Raw genomic sequence first — 19,951 nt, forward strand, 5'->3', positions numbered from 1 at the left:
TTGTAAATTAAAAAAAGAAACGTATGAAATTGATTATTATTATTGCATTGGTGCTTTGTATGCCGGGCCTTACGAGGGCACAAGAACAGGGAATCCGCTTTGACAAGAGCATGAGTTGGCGGGAAGTGGTTGAAAAGGCCACGCGGGAGAATAAATATATCTACGTGGACGTTATGGCCACGTGGTGCGGACCTTGTCAAGCTATGGTTAAGAATATCTTTCCTCAAAGGGAGGTCGGAGATTTCTACAACGAGCATTTTATCTGCGTCAAATTGCAAACGGACAAAACCGCCAAGGACGACGAGTACGTGAAGGCTTGGCACAAGGAGGTGAACGATATATGCACGAAAGCGAAAATCAAGGTGTTGCCCACGTCTTTATACTATAACCCGCAAGGGGAGTTGGTGCATATCATCCCGGGCGGGATGCCTGATGCCGGGCGTTTCGTGGAGGCGGGCAAAATAGCCTTGGACGAGAACCGGCAAATATTCACGTGTTTGAAAAAATACGAGGCAGGGGAGCGTGACGTGGAGTTCCTGTATGAATTGTCCGTGAACTTCTTGATGTTGGGCGATAAGGTGATGGCGAGAAAGGTGGGTAATACTTTTTGGCAGACGATAACCCCGGAAGAACGGTTACTGGACAAGGGTATCCGTTATGCCGCCGATTTTTTCGAGAGTGTTGACGACGCCATGCTCCCTCTTTTCATGGATCATCCGGAGCGGGTCGATGCCGTACTCGGGAAAGGAGTGGCGGATCAGAAAGTAATACGGGCAATCGAGGCGAAATACATCAATCCGCTGATGAAGGATTCCGTGAATATACCCGATTGGGACGGGCTTTACCGGGAATTAACGGAGAGATACCCGAAGAAACAAGAGAGTATCCGGAAAATGTTATTGAACCGGAAATTAGGATACGGGCAACGGTATCATAATGATGGGCTTTGTGCCGCCGCGCTGAAAGAGTTGTTGCCTATCTGTTGGGAGGAAGGGAGTGAGGTGTTGATTCCTAATTACGCGTACGAATTGGGACGCAAGGCTCAAGACAAAGAAGCGGGTAAAATTGCCCTCGAGTGGCTGGAGCGCACGTTGGATGAAACGAACGCTTATCAGTTGTTGAATTACGCGGATATCCTTTTCTTGAACAAACAAAAGGGGAAAGGGTTGAAATGCGTGAACACGGCGTTGAAGCTGACCGAGGAAGGGAGTAAACTACACGAGAGGGCAATGGAAATGAAAAAGAAAAATGCCCGGGAAATGAAGTTTTTAAAGCAAGTGATGAATGAAATTAATTAAAACAGTTATGAGGTTTAAAGTGCTCGTGTTATTGGCTTTATTGTTTCCGGTGGGGACAATTGCCCAAGAGAATAAAGGTATCCGGTTTGATAAAAGCATGAGTTGGGAAGAGGTCGTGAAAAAGGCAACACGAGAGAATAAATACATCTTTATGGATGTCATGGCGACGTGGTGCGGACCTTGTCAAGCCATGGCACAAGCCGTTTTCCCGAACGAGGAAGTCGGGAACTTTTTTAACGAGCATTTTGTTTGCGTGAAGCTACAACTTAATAAAACGGCAAACGATGACGAGTATGTCAAAGCATGGTATCAAGAAGCGGAAAAGATACAAAAGACCTACAAGATACAGAGTGTACCGACTTTACTTTTCTTTAATTCCAAAGGGGAGATTGTGCATTCCATGCCGGGAGCGACGAATAATGCCGGTGCTTTTATCGAGTTGGGAAAGAATGCTTTGGACGAGAAGCAACAGTTGTACACCCGTTTACGTGCATTTGAGGCGGGAGAACGGGACGTGGAATTTCTCTACGACCTGTCAATTGATTTCGCCATGCGGCGGGATGGGGTGAATGCCATGAAGGTCGCCAATGTCTTCTGGCAGACCATTACTCCCGAGGAGCGGGTTTTGGAGAAAGGAATCCGTTATGCCAATGATTTCATGTCCGGTACGCGGGATGAAACTTTTAGGTTCTTTCTGGAACACCCGGAAGAAGTGGATGCCGTTCTGGGGGAAGGCAGTGCCAAGAAAAAAGTGGTGGGGCTTATCGAGCGGGAAATGGTTCTGCCTCTCGTGAATGACTCCGCTAGAATGCCGGAATGGGACGGTATTTATAACGACTTGTGTGTGAAATACCCTTCATTAGAGAAGAATTTTAAAGAAATGGTATCTAACCGGAAAATGTATTATGCCCAAAGATACCGCAAAGACGATCTGTATTTGGAAGCTTTGTTGGAATTAATCCCCATATACGGGGAACAGGAAAACGGTACATTGGCAAGATCGTACGCCCATCAATTGGGGAAAAAGGCACAGAATCGGGAACAAAGAAATATAGCCTTGAAATGGTTGAAAGAGAAGTTGGACGAAAAAGATGCGGTAGGGATGGCGTATTATGCGGAGATACTTTTCTTGTCCGGGCAGAAGAAAGAGGGTAGAAAATACATCGACTTAGCTGTCAAGTCCATGAGTCAGGGGGATTTTGTTTACACGGAAGTGAAAAGGATAAAAGAGGAATACGGCAATTAAAAAGCGGGTAATGAAAAAAGGGCGTGCATAATCACGCCCTTTTTGTATATAAGATAATCTCGTTTACTTGATGACCCCGAGTTTCTTACCGATCTTGATAAAGGCAGCCAAGGCACGATCCAGTTGCTCGCGAGTGTGTGCGGCTGACAATTGGATACGGATGCGGGCTTGTCCTTTCGGTACAACCGGGTAGTAGAATCCTGTAACGTAGATGTTTTCTTTTTGCAGTTCGGCAGCGAATTGTTGTGAAAGCACTGCATCGTAAAGCATCAAGGCACAGATGGCTGATTCGGACGGTTTCAAGTCAAATCCGGCTTCCGTCAATTTAGCGCGGAAGTAGTTGGCGTTGTCCATCACGCGGTCTCTCAATTCGGTGCTCTTTGTCAGCATGTCGAATACGGCGATAGATGCACCGCAAATTGCCGGGGACAAGGAGTTAGAGAACAGGTAAGGTCTTGAACGTTGACGCAGCATGTCGATGATTTCTTTCTTGCCGGTCGTGTATCCGCCCATGGCACCACCGAGAGCTTTACCGAGGGTTCCGGTGAAGATATCCACCCGGTTCATGCAATTGTGGTGTTCGGCTGAACCGCGTCCAGTCTTACCAATGAATCCGGCAGCGTGGCTGTCGTCAACCATTACGAGTGCGTTGTATTTTTCAGCCAAGTCACAGATTTCGTTCATCTTGGCGATATCCCCGTCCATGGAGAACACACCGTCGGTAACGATGATGCGGTAGCGTTGAGCTTGAGAAATCTTCAATTGTTCCTCTAGGTCAGCCATGTTGGCATGTTTGTATCTGTAACGTACGGCTTTGCAAAGACGAACTCCGTCGATGATGGAAGCGTGGTTCAATTCATCGGAGATGATGGCATCTTCCTGTCCGAACAATGGTTCGAATCCCCCGCCATTAGCATCGAAGCAAGCGGCGTAGAGAATCGTGTCTTCCGTGCCGAAGAATTGAGAAATTTTAGCTTCCAGTTCCTTGTGTATATCTTGAGTTCCGCAAATAAAACGTACAGAAGACATACCGTAACCGCGGCTGTCCAATGCTTTCTTGGCACCCTCGATGACCGTCGGGTTGGAAGAAAGTCCTAAATAGTTGTTCGCACAAAAGTTTAACACTGTTTCTCCCGTGGCAAGTTTAATCTCCGCATCTTGCGGGGTCACGATAATTCTTTCGCTTTTGTATAAGCCGGCGTCTTTTATCGACTGTAATTCAGTCTTTAAAAAGTCTTGAAATTTTCCGTACATATCGCTAATTTTAATGTTTGTTTTAATGGCCTCAAAAGTAATCATTTTTTACTTACAACGTATTCGAAAATGAATATATCGTACTTTATTCGGGGAAAAAATTCGAAAGTGTTATTTTCTCGTTTGTTCGTGTTTACGGATAGTTTTGTTCTCCTTTACTGGAGATGATAGTTTCTTATACTTGTCAATAAGTAAACGAATGGTGTCTCTGGTTAATTCAAATCCGGATAATTCAGGGATTCCTTCCCAAATGACGGTTTTGTCGGGTGCGAGTAATTTGCAATGGGGAAAGGAATCAATCCAGCATTCGTTTATCGTGGTGCTGGTTGAGTCTGCCGCGCTATAATATTCTATGACGGGCTTTTTCATTTTCTTCACGTCTTTTGCTGTTTGATTGGCGATGCCGATGACCACGAGGTCGTCTTTAAATTCTTTTGCAATTTCGTTTAGGTGGGGAATTTCTTGTACGCACCAGTAGCACCAGGTGCCCCAGAAATCGATGAGAATGAATTTGCCCGTGGTGTCCGGGATTTCGGATATCCATTCCTTGATGACAATCGGCGGCATTTTTTGGTTGATGAGTTCTTTGTCTGCACCGGTATCTTTCCCGTGGTTGGATTCTTGCGCCTGTCCGGAAATACATATGCAGGCAGTCATGCAAAGTAATAATAACATTTTTTTCATAGTATAATAATTCATGTGATTTATATGAAGACAGACATGGAAAATCAAAAATGGGTGAATAATTTTTCTCTTTTTGTTGTAAATAAAATGAAGAGCAGTATTTTTGTCTATCTGAAATATCGGCAAGATGGTGATAAAAGACTGTGTTATTATACAAGCATTGCAAAAAAATTGTAATACCGGAGGAGATTTGTTGTTCGACCGGTATTATAAGCCATTGGTTTTATTTGCCGATTCTTTGATTACAGACCGGGTGTTTGCCGAGGATTTGGTTCAGGAGGTTTTTTATCGTTTTATGAAAGAACGCGTGTACGAGAATATTGTTCCCGATGCCTTGGGTACTTATTTGTTCCGGGCGGTAAAGAATATTTGCGTGAATAGTTTGAATGCTAAAAGGGAGGTGTACTCGGAATTGGAAGTGTTGAAGTGTGATGCTGTCGAGGAGGAGAGTAAGACTATAGATCCGGAACTGATTGTTGCTATTTACAAGGCGATAGAGGATTTGCCGGCGAAGACGCGTATCGTGGTGCAGGAAATTTTGATTAAAGGAAGAAAATATAAAGAGGTAGCGGAAGAGAACGGTACGTCTGTTAATACGGTGAAAACGTTGCTTTCTAGTGGGTTGAAGGTGTTGAGAAATACATTCTCCGATTCGAGTATATTATGTCTGTTTATAAAATATGTGCTTAACGGGAAAAATTAAGTGAAAATCATTCACCCATTTTCGATTTTGCTGGTCTGTCTATACAAAATCGGAAAATGATGAATAATTCGGATGTATATATAGAAGCGTTAGTGGCGGGTTTTTTCTCGGGGAATTTGGACGAACGGGAAACCGGGGAACTCTTGGCTTGGGTAAAGGAAAGCAAGAAGCACGAGGTCCTTTTTAAGAAAAGGATGCGTGAATTATATGCGTTGCAAGTTGCCGGGGAGTGGAATACAATCGATACCGGAATAGCGAGAAATAAAGTTTTTCGAAAATTACATCGTACTCGAAAATTGTGGCGTATGTGGGGGACGGCTGCAGCGGTTGTCGTGTTGTTATTTTTATCAGTAGTTCTGTATTGGCGGGAGAGGGCTGGGGATGTGTTCGTTCAGGAAAAGGTATTTTCCGAATTGGTACAGCGACAGGGCAGGCGGCAGGCGATTTTATCTATCGGTACGGAGAAGAAGGTGATATTAAACGCTACTGTAAAGAAGGCGATACTTACAGATTCTTGTAGCCATATTTTCATGGATGATAGTTGTATGATGCGTTACGAGAGGATGCGTGCGCACGATGCGCACGAGGTACGGGTGCATACTTTGGAAGTCCCCCAGGGGAGTGAATTTCGTTTGACCTTGAGTGACGGAACCCGGGTTTGGATGAATGCCGGGTCGAAGTTGTGTTACCCGGAGTATTTCGATGGGGAAAAGCGAGAAGTAATTTTGGCGGGTGAGGCTTATTTTGAGGTTGAGCATGATGCGGAAGTTCCTTTCATCGTGAAAACGGCGGATATGGATATCACGGTTTTGGGGACAAGTTTTGACGTGAAAGCTTATCCCGAGGATGAGTACGTGATAACGACTTTAGCAACTGGCAAGATCAAGCAAAAGTATGTTGCTAGTGGTGAAGAAATTGTATTGAGCCCCTCGGAGCAAGCTGTTTATATGAAAAGCAACGGGCTTTTGAAGACGGAGCGGGTGGACGTGGGAGAGGCGATCGGTTGGAAGAACGGACGGGTTGTCATGAAGAATAAACCGTTGAAGGAAATTTTTAAGGAACTTGCGAGATGGTATGACTTTGAGGTGGAGTATAAAAATGATCGTTTACAAGATACGCGTTTCTATTTGAATATGGATCGGTACGATGATATCAAGATGGTATTGGAAAAATTACAGAAGACCAACGGGGTTAAATTTATTTTTTACGGGCGAAAGATATTCGTGTATGATGATACAATTTTAAAATAAATCAAAACAGGAGGGATTAGGGCTCCCTCCTGAAAACATCAAAAGATGTTTAACTAAAATCAAACAAAAGTATGAAAAAAAACAGGATTAATGTTTTTCGCGAGCGACGAAAAACGGAATGGATGTTATCTAAACTTAGGGGGCTATCCCTGCTTATTTTGATGGTGGTCGGTTTCTTGTCGACGTATGGGCAAACGCAGCGTGTTTCTTTGCGTTTGGAAAATGAATCTCTCGTGAAGGTGTTATCCGAGATCGAGAGGCTTTCGAATTATTCTTTTGTTTTTAAGATGGAAGACGTGGAGAACGTTGTCCATTTGACCGTTCGGGCAGAGAACAAGATAGTGAAAGAAATTTTGGATTCTTGTTTGTTGAACTCCGGGTTGAGTTATTTGCAGGAAAATAATTTAATCATTATCAAGAAAATGGCTCCCAAAGTGAAGTCTGTTGTCGTTACCGGAGTGGTGAAAGATGAACAAGGTTACTCCATTCCGGGGGTTACCGTGTTAATTATGGGGACGAGTCTCGGAACGGTGACCGACGAGGATGGAAAATTTGAATTGGAATTTAACGAGGGGCAAAAGATTGTGTTGCGGTTTTCTTTTATAGGGATGAAAACGAAAGAAATCGTTTATTCCGGACAAAAGAATATCGAGGTTGTGTTGGAAGAGAATGTTACCGAGATGAATGAGGTCGTTGTTACCGGATATCAGGTGATTGACCGGAAGAAATTGACGAGTGCGGTGAGTTCTGTAAAAGCGAAAGATATCATGGTTCAAGGTGTGATGTCTATTGACCAGATGCTGAAGGGGCGTATTCCGGATATGATGATGACAACTAATTCCGGGGAGGTGGGAGTAGTACCTCGAATCCGGATCAGGGGGACTTCCACGTTGATCGGGAACCGGGAGCCCCTTTGGGTGGTGGATGGTATCGTGCTGAACGATCCGGTACCTATTTCTCCGGAGGAACTGAATGACCCGGATTACGTGAACCGCATCGGTAATGCGATAGCCGGGCTTAATCCTCAGGATATTGACCGTATCGACGTGTTGAAAGATGCTTCTGCGACAGCCTTGTACGGGACGAAGGCCGCGAACGGGGTGATCGTGATTACCACGAAGAAAGGGCACGTGGGGAATATCTTGGTACGGTACAACGCGACAGGTACTTTCAAATTGCGTCCCCGTTACACGGATCGCAAAGTTAATGTCATGAATTCCAAGCAAAGAGTCGATTTTTCCAAGGATTTGGTCGCGAATCATCATGTTTACCCCTCGGATATGCCTCAGGTGGGGTACGAGGGATTGATTACCCAAATGTACCAGAGAGTTGTTTCTGGGGATGAGTTCACGCGAAAAGTGAAAGACTTGGAGAGGATGAACACGGATTGGTTCAAGATATTGACGGAGGATGCTTTCTCTCATCAACATACGATTAGTTTATCCGGCGGAAGTGAACAATTACGTTACTATGCTTCAATCGGGTACGCTATTGATAATGATGTTATTAAAGGTGCTAATAACGAGCGTTATACGGCTAGTTTAAATTTCGATGCTCATTTTTCGGATTGCTTTACGCTGGCTTTAAGTTTGTTGGGAAATGTCAGTTCCAGAAAATATAATCAATCGGGAATTAACGTGATAGATTATGCTTACACGACAAGCCGATGCATTCCGGCGTATGACGAAAAAGGTCGCTATTATTATAAGCCTAGTTCGACAGACTATAACTTCAATATTTTGAATGAATTGGAGAATAGTCATTCTAATCAGGAGGCTTCCGGTTTTACTTGCAACGCGAATTTGAATTATCGTGTCACGGACTGGCTGAACGCTCAAGCTATTTTGTCTTATTCCACGTCAAATACAGAGCAGGAAGGCTATTGGTCGGACAAAACAAATTATGTTGCAAATATGCGCGGTTCCGAGTATGGGGTAGAGCCTCCTAAAGGTGAATACACGCATTCCCTATGCCCGTACGGGGGTGAATTGACAAAGATTTATGACCGTAATAACTCGTACACGGCACGTTTGCAGTTGGATATGAACAAGAGTTTCGGTGAGAATTTCCAGCATAATATCGTGACTAATCTGGGATTTGAGGCTTCTTCCACGCGTGCCCATGGCTACAATCGTGTAGAACGGGGGTATTACGAGGAACGGGGCAAGCAGTTTGCCGCCGATGTGAATATTGATGATTATCCCGCTTACAAGAGTTGGCTGGGAAACAACTATCCCTCGATTTCGGATAATTTGTCTAATTTGATCGCGGCTTATATATCCGTGTCTTACACGTACAATAATTTGTTCACGTTGAATGCTAACACCCGTATCGACGGGTCTAATAAATTCGGGGACAGGAGTAACGAGAAGTTATTGCCGATCTGGTCTGTGTCCGGTTCGTATAATATTTCGGAGCACATGAATATGGCTCCCCGATGGGTTAGTAATTTGGCATTACGGTTGTCTTATGGTTTTCAAGGAAATATGTTGGACGGACAATCTCCGGTGATGATATTGAAAAAACTTCCGCTAAACGCTCACTACAACGAGTTGATGTCTAAGGTGGAAGTATACCCGAATCCGAGTTTGAAATGGGAAAAAACGAGTTCATTTAACGTGGGATTGGATTTCGGCTTGTTTAATAACGCGTTGCAAGTGAACACGTCTTACTATTATAAATTAACGAAAGATGCTTTCATGAACAGGACGGTGTCTTCTGTCAACGGGCGGAAGTCTTACGTGATTAATTCCGGGGAGATTCGGAATAGCGGTTACAGCGTAGATGTTTCGTTATCTCCGGTTTCTACGGATAATTTCAGGTGGACGTTGTCAACTTCTTTTTCTCAGGTATTTAATGAAATGAATACCGTGCCCGGTGCGGAAGAGTATGAACTGGATGATTTCCTGTCCGGGAATGCATTGACGAAAGGTCACGCTGTCGGTACATTCTATTCATATAAATTTTTAGGTTTGAATCCCGTGGACGGAGGTCCGATGTTCGATACGATGCAGGAGAGAAAAGAGGAGTTAATTGGTAAAAGTAAGTATGACGTGTTCACGACCATTTTGACTCCTTCCGGTCAGCGTGACCCGAAAATACAAGGCGGGCTTAATAATAGTTTCCGTTACAAGAGTCTTCGTTTGAATATATCTTTCAATTATAGTTTGGGGTCTAAGGTGCGTTTGTTCAAATTATACGATAACGGGATCGAGTTTAGTGCGTTGGAAAATGTAAACAAGGATTTAACCAAGAGGTGGAGAAACCCGGGGGACGAGCGTTACACGAATATTCCTTGTATGGTTAATGCAACGACGGGGGCGAGTAAACGGTATGGTGCTAATGTGATCGTGGGGGAGAATATTATGGTGGGAGAGAACGCGTGGACCATGTACAACTATGGTAGTCAACGGGTGGTAAGTGGAAATTATCTTCAGTGTCAGGACTTGAGCCTCACATATGATGTACCCGAGAAATGGTTGAATCGAATCGGGTTGACCAGTTTGTCTGTTACTGCTTCGACCTCGAACGTGTTCACAATCTGTTCTTCAAAACTGAAAGGTCAAGCTCCGACACAGAGTGGATTCGCTGAAATCCAATTATCGGACAGACCGGCGTTTTCGTTGGGATTGAATGTTGCATTTTAAATTTGATGAGTTATGATACGGATATTTACGATTGGAATAATACTATTGTTGACGGTATCTTGTTCTGGCTTTTTGAAAGATTACTCACAGGATTTGGCGTATGTGCATTCATACACGGATCTGGACGAATTGTTGATTGGTGGTGCTTATCTGGCACCTGATTTTACGAGTCTGGAGGGGGTGACGCCTTACGTGCATTTGATGGCAGACGAAATACGAGAGAATATAGAGGATGCGAATGGTTTCGGTTCGGACTTGAATACACACGGGAGAGATAAATATTTCGGCTACTACACGTGGCAAAAACGAGTTGACCTTGGAATTGATAATTTGGAGAAAGTGAACCAGAGTTTAGATTGGCAATGTTTTTATGAACGTATCAACGTTGCCAACATGATTATCGCGGGAATCGCAGACCAGAAAGCGTCTAACGAAGAAGAGGAAGCCGATATAGCCCGCATACGGGGCGAGGCTTATTTTTTACGAGGTGTTTATTATTTTTGGTTGGTGAATCTTTACGGGAAGCCATATACAGCATCAACGGCATCAACTGATCCGGCAGTACCTTTAAAAACGACGGAATACGTGGAAGATAAGAAATTTACCCGTAATAGTGTTCAAGAGGTGTTCGATCAGGTGATTAAGGATCTGGATGAAGCGGAGAAAAGTTTGGAGAAAGCGGTGCATAAGTCTATTTTCCGTGCGGACATTACGGCGGCGTACTTGTTGAAAAGTCGGGTTTACCTTTATATGCGCGATTGGGAGAAGGCGAAGTTTTATGCTGAAAAAGTATTGGAGAATAATAATAGTTTGGTTGATCTCAATACATTCCCGGCAAAAGGGAAGTTTTTGGATGACGATTGTGCGGAGATAATTTTTTCAACCGGCAATAATTGGTTAGGACTGAATACTACTATGCAGCAGAAAGGAATGAGTACTTCACAAGATTTGATAGATGCGTTACAAGAGAACGAAAATGATTTGCGTTTTAATATATTTTTGTCGAAGGATTATCCTCCTTATTATCCTTGTAATAAATACGAGGGATACGGGGGAAATATATCTGATGTATGCGTGTACAGGACGGCGGAGGCTTACTTGAATCTGGCGGAAGCGTGTGCTTACTTGAATGATGAAGGCGGGGCTCGCGAAACGCTGAACGCTCTTAGAAAGTGTCGCATTCATGAAGATTATGAAGTCACTTCTTCTGGTAAAGCGTTGATGGAGGATATTCGGAATGAACGTTATCGCGAACTGTGTTTCGAGGGACACCGGTGGTATGATTTGAGGCGTTATAGCGTGTGCGAGCAGTACCCGTTGGAAAAGGTCTTGCGTAATACATACACGACATTCCTATATGATTATGACGTGTATAAGAATATTCCCCAGCAAACGTTCGTGTACAAGTTGAAACCCGGTGATCCGGCTTATGTTCTGCCTATCCCGAGAGAGGTTTTGGAATTTGATGAATTGATGAATGATAATCCTCGAAATGATAGAGGTGTAGCTGAAACTATAAATTATAATTAAAGACAGAGAGTTATGTATCGAATATTGGGTTTTATAATATTGGGACTGTTAGGTGTCGCTTGCCAGAAAGAAGGTAATTTAGTATCCGGTGAAGGTATCGAGAACTATTTTGAAGTCCCGGGTACGGCTATGGATGAGGAGTCCGTGTTGCGACGGGAATTTCAGAAAGAAACGGGTAGCTATTTACTATTTAACGATACTCTGCGGAAAGAATTTCTGGGGAGGGACGAAGACGGTTTTCCGCGATATTCTTTTGAAACGGTTGAGTTGGGATATGGCATTCTCTCTTCCTCCATGGATAAGTTCACGTTCCATTATTTGGAGAATATGGAAATAAAGAGAGCTGGCGTGAGTTTTGTAAAAGAACGTTTGTTGGCTTTGATGGATAAATCATTGGCTCCTTATTCGTTTTTGCTAGTGAATACGATTTTACAATACCCGTTTTATTTAGAGGAAGGGATGGAAGCAAGTGAAGGTTTTTATGGAGAAGGTTATCCTATAAATTTTTATTCCGGAACCCGATGTATGGCGATTTCAATGGGGGATATCTTGGGTATGGACGACGAGGAACAGGTTGGTTTTCTGAAAGAGATCATGATTGCGATGGTTAGTAATATGTTGACAGCTCGTCCTTCTGTATTGCTTGATTTTTATGCCCCGGGAAAAGATTATTACGATAAATCGGGCTATATGTATGAGTTATTTCCTGATCTTTATATTAACGATTTGCGAGAGTTGGGCTTTATTACCGGTTCGCTGGAATATGATGAGGACTATTGGGATTATCGTGTTCAATTTCCATCAGAAAAAGAAGATGTTCTTAGTTTTATGGAGGTAATGTTCGGGGACGAAGATGTATTTTTGGAAGAAAATGCAGCTTATCCGATTGTTATCGAGAAGTATAATTTATTAAAGAAGGTGGTGACGGATTTGGGAATTCATTTGGAAATGTTTTAATAGGAAGTAATTATGAGAAATAGATATATAATAGTTATTGCATTGTTTCTTCTGGCAGTTGGTGCGTGTGATGATAACGAGAGCGTTTTGCCCCGGGTCTTACCAAGTGAGGAGGGTAATTTTACGGATCAACGAGATGGTAGTGTGTATCATTGGGTACGTTATGGTGATCTGGAATGGATGACCGAAAATATGCGGGTGGAGGTGGAAAACGGTGAGAGCCAAATTTACTCTGAAATTCAGATTACCCCGGAGGAGAGGAAGGACCAAGAAGCCCAGAATTGTATAAAATACGGGTATTTATATGATTATGAGGCTGCTCAAGAAGCCGTGCCGGAAGGATGGCGGATACCTACTGATGAGGATTGGCAAAAGTTGGAGAAGCTGATGGGAATGTCCGAAAGTGAATTGTCCGTGTTCGGGTGGAGAGGCGACCGACAAGGTGAAATGTTGCAACAGAAAGAGATGTTATGGTTGCGTCCCGGCGGGTTTGTAAACTATGAGGATAAGTCGTTTGGAAGTTATACTCCTGATTTTCTCGGTTTTTATGGTTTTTTCTGGTCATCCTCAGAAGATACGGGAAAACAGAAAGCAATAATATACAGGCAAATATGTTACAATACGTCCCAGATCGGACGTTTCAGTACATTGCCTGAAAAATTATTGAGTGTACGTTGCGTGAGAGACGTTTCTAAATAGTAAAGTGTAATGAGGGATCCGATTGGGAGAGTTTTTTAACTCTCCCAGGGTTTCTATTTGTGATTAAAAACATATTCGGGAATAAAAAATGTAAAGATGTATTGTATGGAAGAACCTATTGTTTTAGTGAAAAATTTATCTCATCGTTATTCGGTTCAATGGGCGATTAAAGATATAAATTTTGAAATTAATAAAAGCGGTGTTTACGGTTTGCTCGGTTCTAACGGAGCGGGGAAATCAACCACGATGAATATCATGTGTGGTGTGCTAAAGCCGACTCAAGGTGAGGTGTTTATCAGGGGTATTAATTTGCGCAAGCATCCGGTTGAGGCGAGAAGGCATAACGGTTTTTTGCCCCAGAAACCTCCTTTACAGGTGGAATTAACCGTTAAAGAATATTTGACGTATTGTGCTAATTTACGACAAATTCCTTCCAAGATGATCCCTGGAGCTGTTTCGGAAGTCATGGCTCAATGCGGTATCGAACATTTCCAAAAACGCTTGCTGCGGAATTTGTCCGGGGGATACCAGCAGCGCGTGGGGATTGCTCAAGCGATTATCCATAAACCGGAATTGGTGGTGTTGGACGAGCCGACAAATGGGTTGGACCCGAACCAGATCGTGGAAGTCAGGCATTTGATTAAGGAGATTGCCCGGGAGCGTACTGTACTTCTTTCAACTCATATATTGTCGGAAGTGCAAGCCGCTTGCGATTATATCCGGATGATCGAGCATGGTCACGTGGTTTTTTCCGGTACGGTGGAAGAGTTTAATAATTACGTGGCATCGGATACCTTGTGTGTAACGTTTGCCAATGAAGTGAAACCGGAAGATTTGGAAGCCTTACCGCAAATCCGGAAAGTGGAAGTTGAAGATAAAAATAAATACCGTGTTCGATTTGAGGAAGGGAATGAAGCTATTCATCAAATTGTGGAAATGAGTGTGGTTCAAAATTGGGAATTGAGAGAAATATACGTGGAAAAAACTTCAATGGATACTGTTTTCGCGGAATTGTCTAAAAATAATAAATAAAAGAGTGGTGTATGAGAACGATATATAAAATAGCCAAGACAGAATTGCAGGTCTTGTTTTATTCCCCGATAGCCTGGATGATTATCATTATTTTTACTTTTCAGGCAAGCATGATTTTTTCTGTTTTATTTGAAGGAACGATAAAATTTCACTCCATGGTAGATCATGGAACGTACAATCTGACCGCTATGACGTTTGCCGGTAAGAAAGGACTTTTTATGCAGATATTATTTTCTCTTTATCTCTACATTCCGTTGTTGACGATGGGATTGATGAGTAGGGAGTATAGTAGTGGGTCTATTAAATTGTTGTACAATTCACCCATCACGAATACCCAGATTATATTGGGTAAATATCTGTCCATGATGGTTTACGCGTTGGTGTTGATTGCAATCCTTTCGGTATTTGTCGTGTTTGCCGGGATTACGATCCCGCATTTTGATTGGGGGCTTTGTTTTTCCGGGTTGCTGGGAATTTATTTATTAATATGCGTGTATTCCGCCATCGGTTTGTTTATGTCGAGTATTACCTCGTATCAATTGGTGGCGGCTTTATGTACTTTGTCTTTGTTAGCCGTGTTGAGTTATATGCGGGAAGTGTGGCAAAACATTGAGTTCGTGCGGGAGCTGACGTATTGGTTATCTATATCCGGCAGGGCAAATCAATTTATCCATGGGTTAATTTGTAGTGAAGATCTACTTTATTTCTTGATCTTGATTGCTTTGTTTCTGTGTTTGACGATTATACAGCTTCAAGCAGCCCGGCAAAAGAGTAGATGGACAGTTACATGGAGCAAGTTTTTTATGTTGTTTGTGGGGGTTATGTTTTTGGGATACTTGACTTCCCGCCCGAAATTGATGTTTTTTTATGATGCAACGCAGACTAAAGCGATGTCACTCGTTCCTAAAACACAGGAGTTGATTTCAAAGTTGAAAGGAGGCATGACGATTACCACTTACGGGAATATCATGGAGAATGATTTTGGATACGTGGCATCCAGATCCGTGAAGGAAGATATTGCTGGTGAATTGATGCCTTATATTCGTTTCAAGCCGGAAACTGATACAAAATATGTCTACTATTACCCAAAAGACACGGAGACGAGAGATTTGTATTATATGGTAGATTTGTTGGATGAGAATATAAATAAGGTATTACGTTCCGACAAGGTGGATATTCCAATAGATTCCGTGGCGGAAGGGATAAGTATTGTACGTATTTTTGAACGGGAGAATGGGCAGAAAGAGATTTTGCCCGTGTATAATGACGCGACAAAATTTCCGAAGGAAGAAGACTATTTTACGATGTTCAGGCGTTTTGTGGAAACTCCTCATCCAGTCGGTTATTTGACAGGACATGGAGAACGGAATATGTTAAAATCTGCGGATCGGGATTATCGTTTGATTATGAGGGAGAGATCATTTCGTCAATCTTTTATAAATAACGGATTTGATGTGGTAGAATTGACTTTGGAACAGAAGGTTCCCTCGGATGTCAATTTGTTGATTATTGCGGATCCTCGAGGGCAATTGACAGATCTTGAGAAAGGAAATTTACAGGAGTATATTGATCGGGGTGGTAATTTGTTTATGGCATTGAATCCGCAAAGTTCTCAGAGTTTTAAAGAGTTCATCGAGCAATTCGGGGTAGATGTTGTCCCGGGGTCTTTGGTGAGACCGAATAGCCGGACGACCGCTGATATTGTTTATTCTATAAGTATCCCGAATAGTGCGGATAAAATGGGTGGAATCTTTGGCGATTTGTTACGGGAAGAAACTTTGATGGCTGGTGCTCGTTGTTGTGGGTTTAATTATCCCGCGAATAAAGGATATGATGTAACTCCTCTTTTTACAACAGCCGGTAAAGGTGTTTGGAATGAAGTGGAAACAACGAATTTTGCTGATGATACTGTGCGGTTGAATCCCGTGGCAGGTGAAGTCGAGAAAGCATACGTGACAGGTCTTGGAGTTTCCCGGAAAGTGGACGATCGAGTGCAAAAGATCATGTTGTTCGGGAATGCAGACTACTTTAGTAACACGGGGCTTGATTTTAAAGCGGAGGAAGGAGTTCTGAATCTTGACGTTATGGGGGCATCCGTTTATTGGTTGTCGGATGGGTATTCTCCGGTTCAGATTGTTCGTCCCGTCCCGCCAGATGAATATATAAATATTACCCGAAAGAATTCAAAATGGATCAGTATTTTCTTCTTGGGGATTTATCCCGGAATATTATTATTGATCGCCTTGGGATTGTGGCTTATGAGAAGAGGAAAGTAACACAAGCGGTTATTTAATTGCTAGGTATAAAGAGAGCGATTGAAAACTTCTTTTCAATCGCTCTCTTGTATGATATTAGTTTCTAATAGCGGCAATTTCCTTTACTGCCTCGATTGCCGTGTTCACGTCTTCTTCCGTGGTGAAGGCACCGATGCTCATGCGGACGGTGCCGTGGAGGTCGAACGTGCCGATTACCTCGTGTACTTTCGGTGCACACTGCAATCCGGTGCGAACGGCAATATTGTAGTCCACGTCGAGCATGGTACCCACGTCACCGGAGTCGAATCCTTTGATATTGAAGCTAAGTACTGGGTTCTTGTTTTCGGGGCTGTTGGCGCAGTAGGTGGTGACACCGTCGATGTCCTGTAACGCTTTGCGCAGTTTATCCCATAATTGGATTTCCCGGTGGTGTATATTCATGATACCCTGTTCTTGAATCCATTTTATCCCGGCATTCAATCCGGCAACGCCTAACAGGTTCAACGTTCCGTATTCCAAACGATACGGGTATTCATCCAGATGCACGGGATAAGCGGAACGAACTCCGGTGCCACCGGCGCGGGTATGTTTGATCTCGATACCTTCACGCACGTATGAACCGCCGATTCCCGTCGGGCCCATGAGGCATTTATGTCCGGTGAAGCAATACACGTCGATATTCGAGGCTTGCATATCCAGATCCACGGCTCCGGCACCCTGACTGCCGTCAACCACGAATATTACACTTTTTTCTTTACATACCTTCCCGATCTCAGCCAAGGGTTGGATTGTTCCCAGTACGTTGGAACAATGGGTAACCACCACGAATTTGGTATTCGGTCGAATCGCTTTTTTGATGTCGTCGGGATGCACGTAACCGTTCTCGTCAAAAGAAACGTAAGTCACGTTAATTGTACCGTTTTGATGGTGCATGTTGAGGGGACGCAATACCGAGTTGTGTTCCAGCATGGTGGAAACCACGTGAATACCTTTCTCCACCAGACCGTTGATGATGAGGTTTAATGAATCCGTGGCGTTATAACTGAACGTCAAACGGTTGTGGTCTGTTCCCCCGTTCAAGAGTTTCGTCAGCATCTTGCGGGTGCTGTTCACCACTTCTTCCGTTTCAACGGCAGCATCGAATCCGGAGCGTCCGGGATTAACACCATGTTTGCGATAGAAGTCGTTCATGAAATCATAAACTACGTCCGGCTTCGGGAAGCTGGTTGCTGAATTGTCTAAGTAGATTAATTTGCTCATAACTTGTATTGATTTTAGATTTTAAATTTTAGATTCCAACCGCACAAGCCGACCATTTTTTTTGTTTAAAATTTGAATTACTCACGACCTTCGAATTAGTCACTAGCTCCTCCTCTGTTTATAGAGGAGGTGGCACGGAGTGCCGGAGGAGTTTTTTATTTTTAATTTTCAATTTTCAATTCTCCATTTTCAATTATCAGGGCATCCGCGACCAGTTCCGCCACGGTCTTTATGGTAATGCCCAGATTGTACGTGTGATTGATTTGCGTTAATTGGTCCACGCAGTTGTGACAAGGGGTGACCACGATTTGTGCCCCGGTGGCGGTAATTTGGTCGGCTTTGACTTTACCGATTTTGAGGCGTCGTTCGTTGTACTCGCTCATGGCAAGAGCCCCGCCGCCGCCGCCGCAACAGAAGTTGTCGGTGCCGTAGGGCGTCATTTCCACCACGTGGGCTGCCGCCGCATTCACGACGAAACGGATTTCATCGAGTAATCCGCCGTTGCGCACGAGATTGCAGGGGTCGTGTATGGTGACCACTTTATCGTTGAGCGTCTTGTCCAGTTTGATGCGTCCGCCACGGATATATTCCCCGATCAATTCAACCACGGTAATCGTGTCGAAATCGTACTTCGTTTTGAGGTAGTTCGGGCCTTCCCAGCGCATGGCACGGGAACCGTGACCGCATTCTCCCAGCACGAGGCGTTTGCAATTGAGTTTGTGTATCTCGTCGTAGAGGTTACGGGCGATTTGGGTTGCCTCGGCGTTGTTGCCGTTGAAGTAGCCGTAATTCGTCACGTCGTAGTACTTGGACGAGAGCGTCCAGTCCTCGCCGGCGGCGTAGAACACTTTGCCCATGGCGGCGATGGAGAGCGGGAAGAACTTCGGTTCGCGCGGGTTCACGGTGTAAAACACGTTTTTGTCCGTCCGGTCGAGGAACAAGCCTGCTTTCGGGTCTTCCATTTCGTCCTGCAATTCTTCTTCCATCCATTGAATCGTGTCCACGAATTCTTCCGTGGGGATAGCCATGTTGTTGCCCGTGTTAACTGCCGCGTCAACCGTGGATTGCAGGGTTTTCGGCACCATGCCCATCTCGGCGAGCATTTCCCTTCCTTTCTTCACCACGAAGGGAATATCTACCCCGATAGAGCAATGTTTCACGCAGCGCCCGCACATGGTGCAAGCCCCGAAAAGGGAATCGATCATCTCGTCGCACATCTCCCGGTTCAATTCCCGGGCGCGGAACAATTTTGGGAACGCGGCTCCCTGCCATGTCCGGTAGCGCCTGTAAATGGAGCTGACGAGGTCTACTTTTCTCGCCGGGATGAACTTGCTTTCTTTCATGGTGAGATAGTACATGCAACTATCTGCGCACAGCCCGCAACGCACGCATGAGTTCAAGTGGGTTTCCAGCTTGCTGTCATTCGTCTTGTCGAGGACGGCAAGGGCTTTGGCTTTTTGTTCGTTCGTGATATTGTTCATCATACGGTAGCTTTTTTAGGAGGCCATGTTCCACGCCAGCCGTAGAAAAAGCCCAAATGGTATCTCGCGAAGAAGAAATAAAGCACGTGTTTGATCTTGCCGATCGGCATCCATATAAAAAGGAGTGCCATCGTGACGAAGTATACCGCCCCGAATTGGAACATCCACAGGGAATACGCCGAAACGAAGAGCATGACCGTGCAGAGAAAATTGGAAATGTAATCGTCCGCGCAGGATAGTTCCCGGAGTTCTTTTTTCACGATACGTTTAATGAATAAGGATAGTCCGCAGATACCGGCAACGAGAATCGCGGCTGCCGGCACGATGATGACCGAGTTCGTTACGCTTTCAACAGGAATCACGAGGCTGAAGATTGCCGACGCGGCGATAACCACGTACACGAGCAATGCCAAGAAGTTTCCTATATGAAAAATAATACCTGCCGAATAGGTGGGCAGGTGTAAATAAGCTGATTCTTTTTGCACGGGTGACATGGCTCCGATACAAGAGTAACAGACTGCTTGAGCGATATTCCCGGATTTTTGGGAAAGGTCTTTCGGCGACCCTTTTTTCAAAAGCCGTAGGACATATCCCCCTAACAACACCACGCAAAAGAGAAGTGCAGCCAACGAGGTCCAAATATACCAAGACATAG

Annotated in this window: 15 protein-coding genes; 10 read left to right on the forward strand and 5 right to left on the reverse strand. The window is 44.1% G+C overall.

Annotated features, from left to right (window positions below):
* Positions 1-23: 23 nt before the first annotated feature.
* Entirely contained in the window at positions 24-1,298 is a 1,275-nt protein-coding gene (locus tag CS948_RS00455) for a DUF255 domain-containing protein (RefSeq protein ID WP_099289840.1), read from the forward strand.
* Between the two features lie 7 nt (positions 1,299-1,305).
* Positions 1,306-2,544 carry a thioredoxin fold domain-containing protein gene (locus tag CS948_RS00460; protein WP_099289841.1) on the forward strand — a complete coding sequence of 413 codons (1,239 nt, stop codon included), beginning with the start codon at positions 1,306-1,308 and terminating at the stop codon, positions 2,542-2,544.
* A 63-nt stretch (positions 2,545-2,607) separates the two neighbouring features.
* Here the strand turns inward: CS948_RS00460 and kbl are convergent, their stop codons facing one another.
* Positions 2,608-3,798 carry a glycine C-acetyltransferase gene (kbl, locus tag CS948_RS00465; protein ID WP_099290038.1) on the reverse strand — a complete coding sequence of 397 codons (1,191 nt, stop codon included), beginning with the start codon at positions 3,796-3,798 and terminating at the stop codon, positions 2,608-2,610.
* Between the two features lie 111 nt (positions 3,799-3,909).
* Positions 3,910-4,482 (reverse strand): TlpA disulfide reductase family protein, encoded by a 573-nt coding sequence (locus CS948_RS00470; RefSeq protein ID WP_176554845.1) that lies wholly within the window; start codon positions 4,480-4,482, stop codon positions 3,910-3,912.
* Positions 4,483-4,609: 127 nt separating this feature from the next.
* Between CS948_RS00470 and CS948_RS00475 the strand changes: the two genes are divergently transcribed.
* The 8 genes from CS948_RS00475 (at position 4,610) to CS948_RS00510 (ending at position 16,576) form a co-directional block, all read left to right on the forward strand.
* On the forward strand, positions 4,610-5,185 hold the full coding sequence (locus tag CS948_RS00475) for a sigma-70 family RNA polymerase sigma factor (RefSeq protein ID WP_099289843.1): 576 nt from the start codon (positions 4,610-4,612) through the stop codon (positions 5,183-5,185).
* Positions 5,186-5,244: 59 nt separating this feature from the next.
* Entirely contained in the window at positions 5,245-6,435 is a 1,191-nt protein-coding gene (locus CS948_RS00480) for a FecR family protein (protein ID WP_176554846.1), read from the forward strand.
* Positions 6,436-6,506: 71 nt separating this feature from the next.
* Positions 6,507-10,082, forward strand: a complete 3,576-nt coding sequence (locus CS948_RS00485) for a SusC/RagA family TonB-linked outer membrane protein (RefSeq protein ID WP_255301818.1) — start codon at positions 6,507-6,509, stop codon at positions 10,080-10,082.
* A 12-nt stretch (positions 10,083-10,094) separates the two neighbouring features.
* Complete coding sequence (locus tag CS948_RS00490; protein WP_099289845.1) at positions 10,095-11,612, forward strand: RagB/SusD family nutrient uptake outer membrane protein; 1,518 nt, start codon at positions 10,095-10,097, stop codon at positions 11,610-11,612.
* 12 nt (positions 11,613-11,624) lie between these two features.
* On the forward strand, positions 11,625-12,569 hold the full coding sequence (locus CS948_RS00495; RefSeq protein ID WP_099289846.1) for a hypothetical protein: 945 nt from the start codon (positions 11,625-11,627) through the stop codon (positions 12,567-12,569).
* A gap of 12 nt (positions 12,570-12,581) precedes the next feature.
* Positions 12,582-13,268, forward strand: coding sequence for a fibrobacter succinogenes major paralogous domain-containing protein (locus tag CS948_RS00500; RefSeq protein ID WP_099289847.1), 687 nt, complete (start codon positions 12,582-12,584; stop codon positions 13,266-13,268).
* 105 nt (positions 13,269-13,373) lie between these two features.
* Positions 13,374-14,300 carry an ABC transporter ATP-binding protein gene (locus CS948_RS00505; protein ID WP_099290040.1) on the forward strand — a complete coding sequence of 309 codons (927 nt, stop codon included), beginning with the start codon at positions 13,374-13,376 and terminating at the stop codon, positions 14,298-14,300.
* Positions 14,301-14,311: 11 nt separating this feature from the next.
* Positions 14,312-16,576 carry a Gldg family protein gene (locus tag CS948_RS00510; RefSeq protein WP_099289848.1) on the forward strand — a complete coding sequence of 755 codons (2,265 nt, stop codon included), beginning with the start codon at positions 14,312-14,314 and terminating at the stop codon, positions 16,574-16,576.
* Between the two features lie 75 nt (positions 16,577-16,651).
* Here CS948_RS00510 and CS948_RS00515 read toward each other — a convergent pair whose 3' ends face one another.
* The 3 genes from CS948_RS00515 to CS948_RS00525 all read right to left on the reverse strand — a co-directional run bounded on the left by CS948_RS00515 (position 16,652) and on the right by CS948_RS00525 (position 19,949).
* A complete protein-coding gene (locus CS948_RS00515; protein ID WP_099289849.1) occupies positions 16,652-17,815 on the reverse strand; it encodes an aminotransferase class V-fold PLP-dependent enzyme in 1,164 nt (387 codons plus the stop codon).
* Positions 17,816-17,976: 161 nt separating this feature from the next.
* Positions 17,977-19,299: a (Fe-S)-binding protein gene (locus tag CS948_RS00520; protein WP_255301819.1), complete on the reverse strand. Its 1,323-nt coding sequence runs from the start codon at positions 19,297-19,299 to the stop codon at positions 17,977-17,979.
* A complete protein-coding gene (locus tag CS948_RS00525) occupies positions 19,296-19,949 on the reverse strand; it encodes a hypothetical protein (RefSeq protein ID WP_099289850.1) in 654 nt (217 codons plus the stop codon). The genes CS948_RS00520 and CS948_RS00525 overlap by 4 nt, the downstream gene beginning before the upstream one ends.
* Between the last annotated feature and the right edge of the window lie 2 nt (positions 19,950-19,951).

The organism is Butyricimonas sp. Marseille-P3923 (assembly GCF_900184685.1).
Lineage (GTDB): Bacteria > Bacteroidota > Bacteroidia > Bacteroidales > Marinifilaceae > Butyricimonas > Butyricimonas muris.

Excerpts from the sequence above, each read along its gene's own strand:
- CS948_RS00495 (WP_099289846.1), top strand. The coding sequence starts at position 11,625 with ATGTATCGAATATTGGGTTTTATAATATTGGGACTGTTAGGTGTCGCT.
- CS948_RS00475 (WP_099289843.1), top strand. The coding sequence starts at position 4,610 with ATGGTGATAAAAGACTGTGTTATTATACAAGCATTGCAAAAAAATTGT.
- CS948_RS00525 (WP_099289850.1), bottom strand. The coding sequence starts at position 19,949 with ATGTCTTGGTATATTTGGACCTCGTTGGCTGCACTTCTCTTTTGCGTG.
- CS948_RS00520 (WP_255301819.1), bottom strand. The coding sequence starts at position 19,299 with ATGATGAACAATATCACGAACGAACAAAAAGCCAAAGCCCTTGCCGTC.
- CS948_RS00490 (WP_099289845.1), top strand. The coding sequence starts at position 10,095 with ATGATACGGATATTTACGATTGGAATAATACTATTGTTGACGGTATCT.
- CS948_RS00505 (WP_099290040.1), top strand. The coding sequence starts at position 13,374 with ATGGAAGAACCTATTGTTTTAGTGAAAAATTTATCTCATCGTTATTCG.
- CS948_RS00480 (WP_176554846.1), top strand. The coding sequence starts at position 5,245 with ATGAATAATTCGGATGTATATATAGAAGCGTTAGTGGCGGGTTTTTTC.
- CS948_RS00470 (WP_176554845.1), bottom strand. The coding sequence starts at position 4,482 with ATGAAAAAAATGTTATTATTACTTTGCATGACTGCCTGCATATGTATT.
- CS948_RS00485 (WP_255301818.1), top strand. The coding sequence starts at position 6,507 with ATGAAAAAAAACAGGATTAATGTTTTTCGCGAGCGACGAAAAACGGAA.
- CS948_RS00500 (WP_099289847.1), top strand. The coding sequence starts at position 12,582 with ATGAGAAATAGATATATAATAGTTATTGCATTGTTTCTTCTGGCAGTT.
- CS948_RS00515 (WP_099289849.1), bottom strand. The coding sequence starts at position 17,815 with ATGAGCAAATTAATCTACTTAGACAATTCAGCAACCAGCTTCCCGAAG.
- kbl (WP_099290038.1), bottom strand. The coding sequence starts at position 3,798 with ATGTACGGAAAATTTCAAGACTTTTTAAAGACTGAATTACAGTCGATA.
- CS948_RS00455 (WP_099289840.1), top strand. The coding sequence starts at position 24 with ATGAAATTGATTATTATTATTGCATTGGTGCTTTGTATGCCGGGCCTT.
- CS948_RS00510 (WP_099289848.1), top strand. The coding sequence starts at position 14,312 with ATGAGAACGATATATAAAATAGCCAAGACAGAATTGCAGGTCTTGTTT.
- CS948_RS00460 (WP_099289841.1), top strand. The coding sequence starts at position 1,306 with ATGAGGTTTAAAGTGCTCGTGTTATTGGCTTTATTGTTTCCGGTGGGG.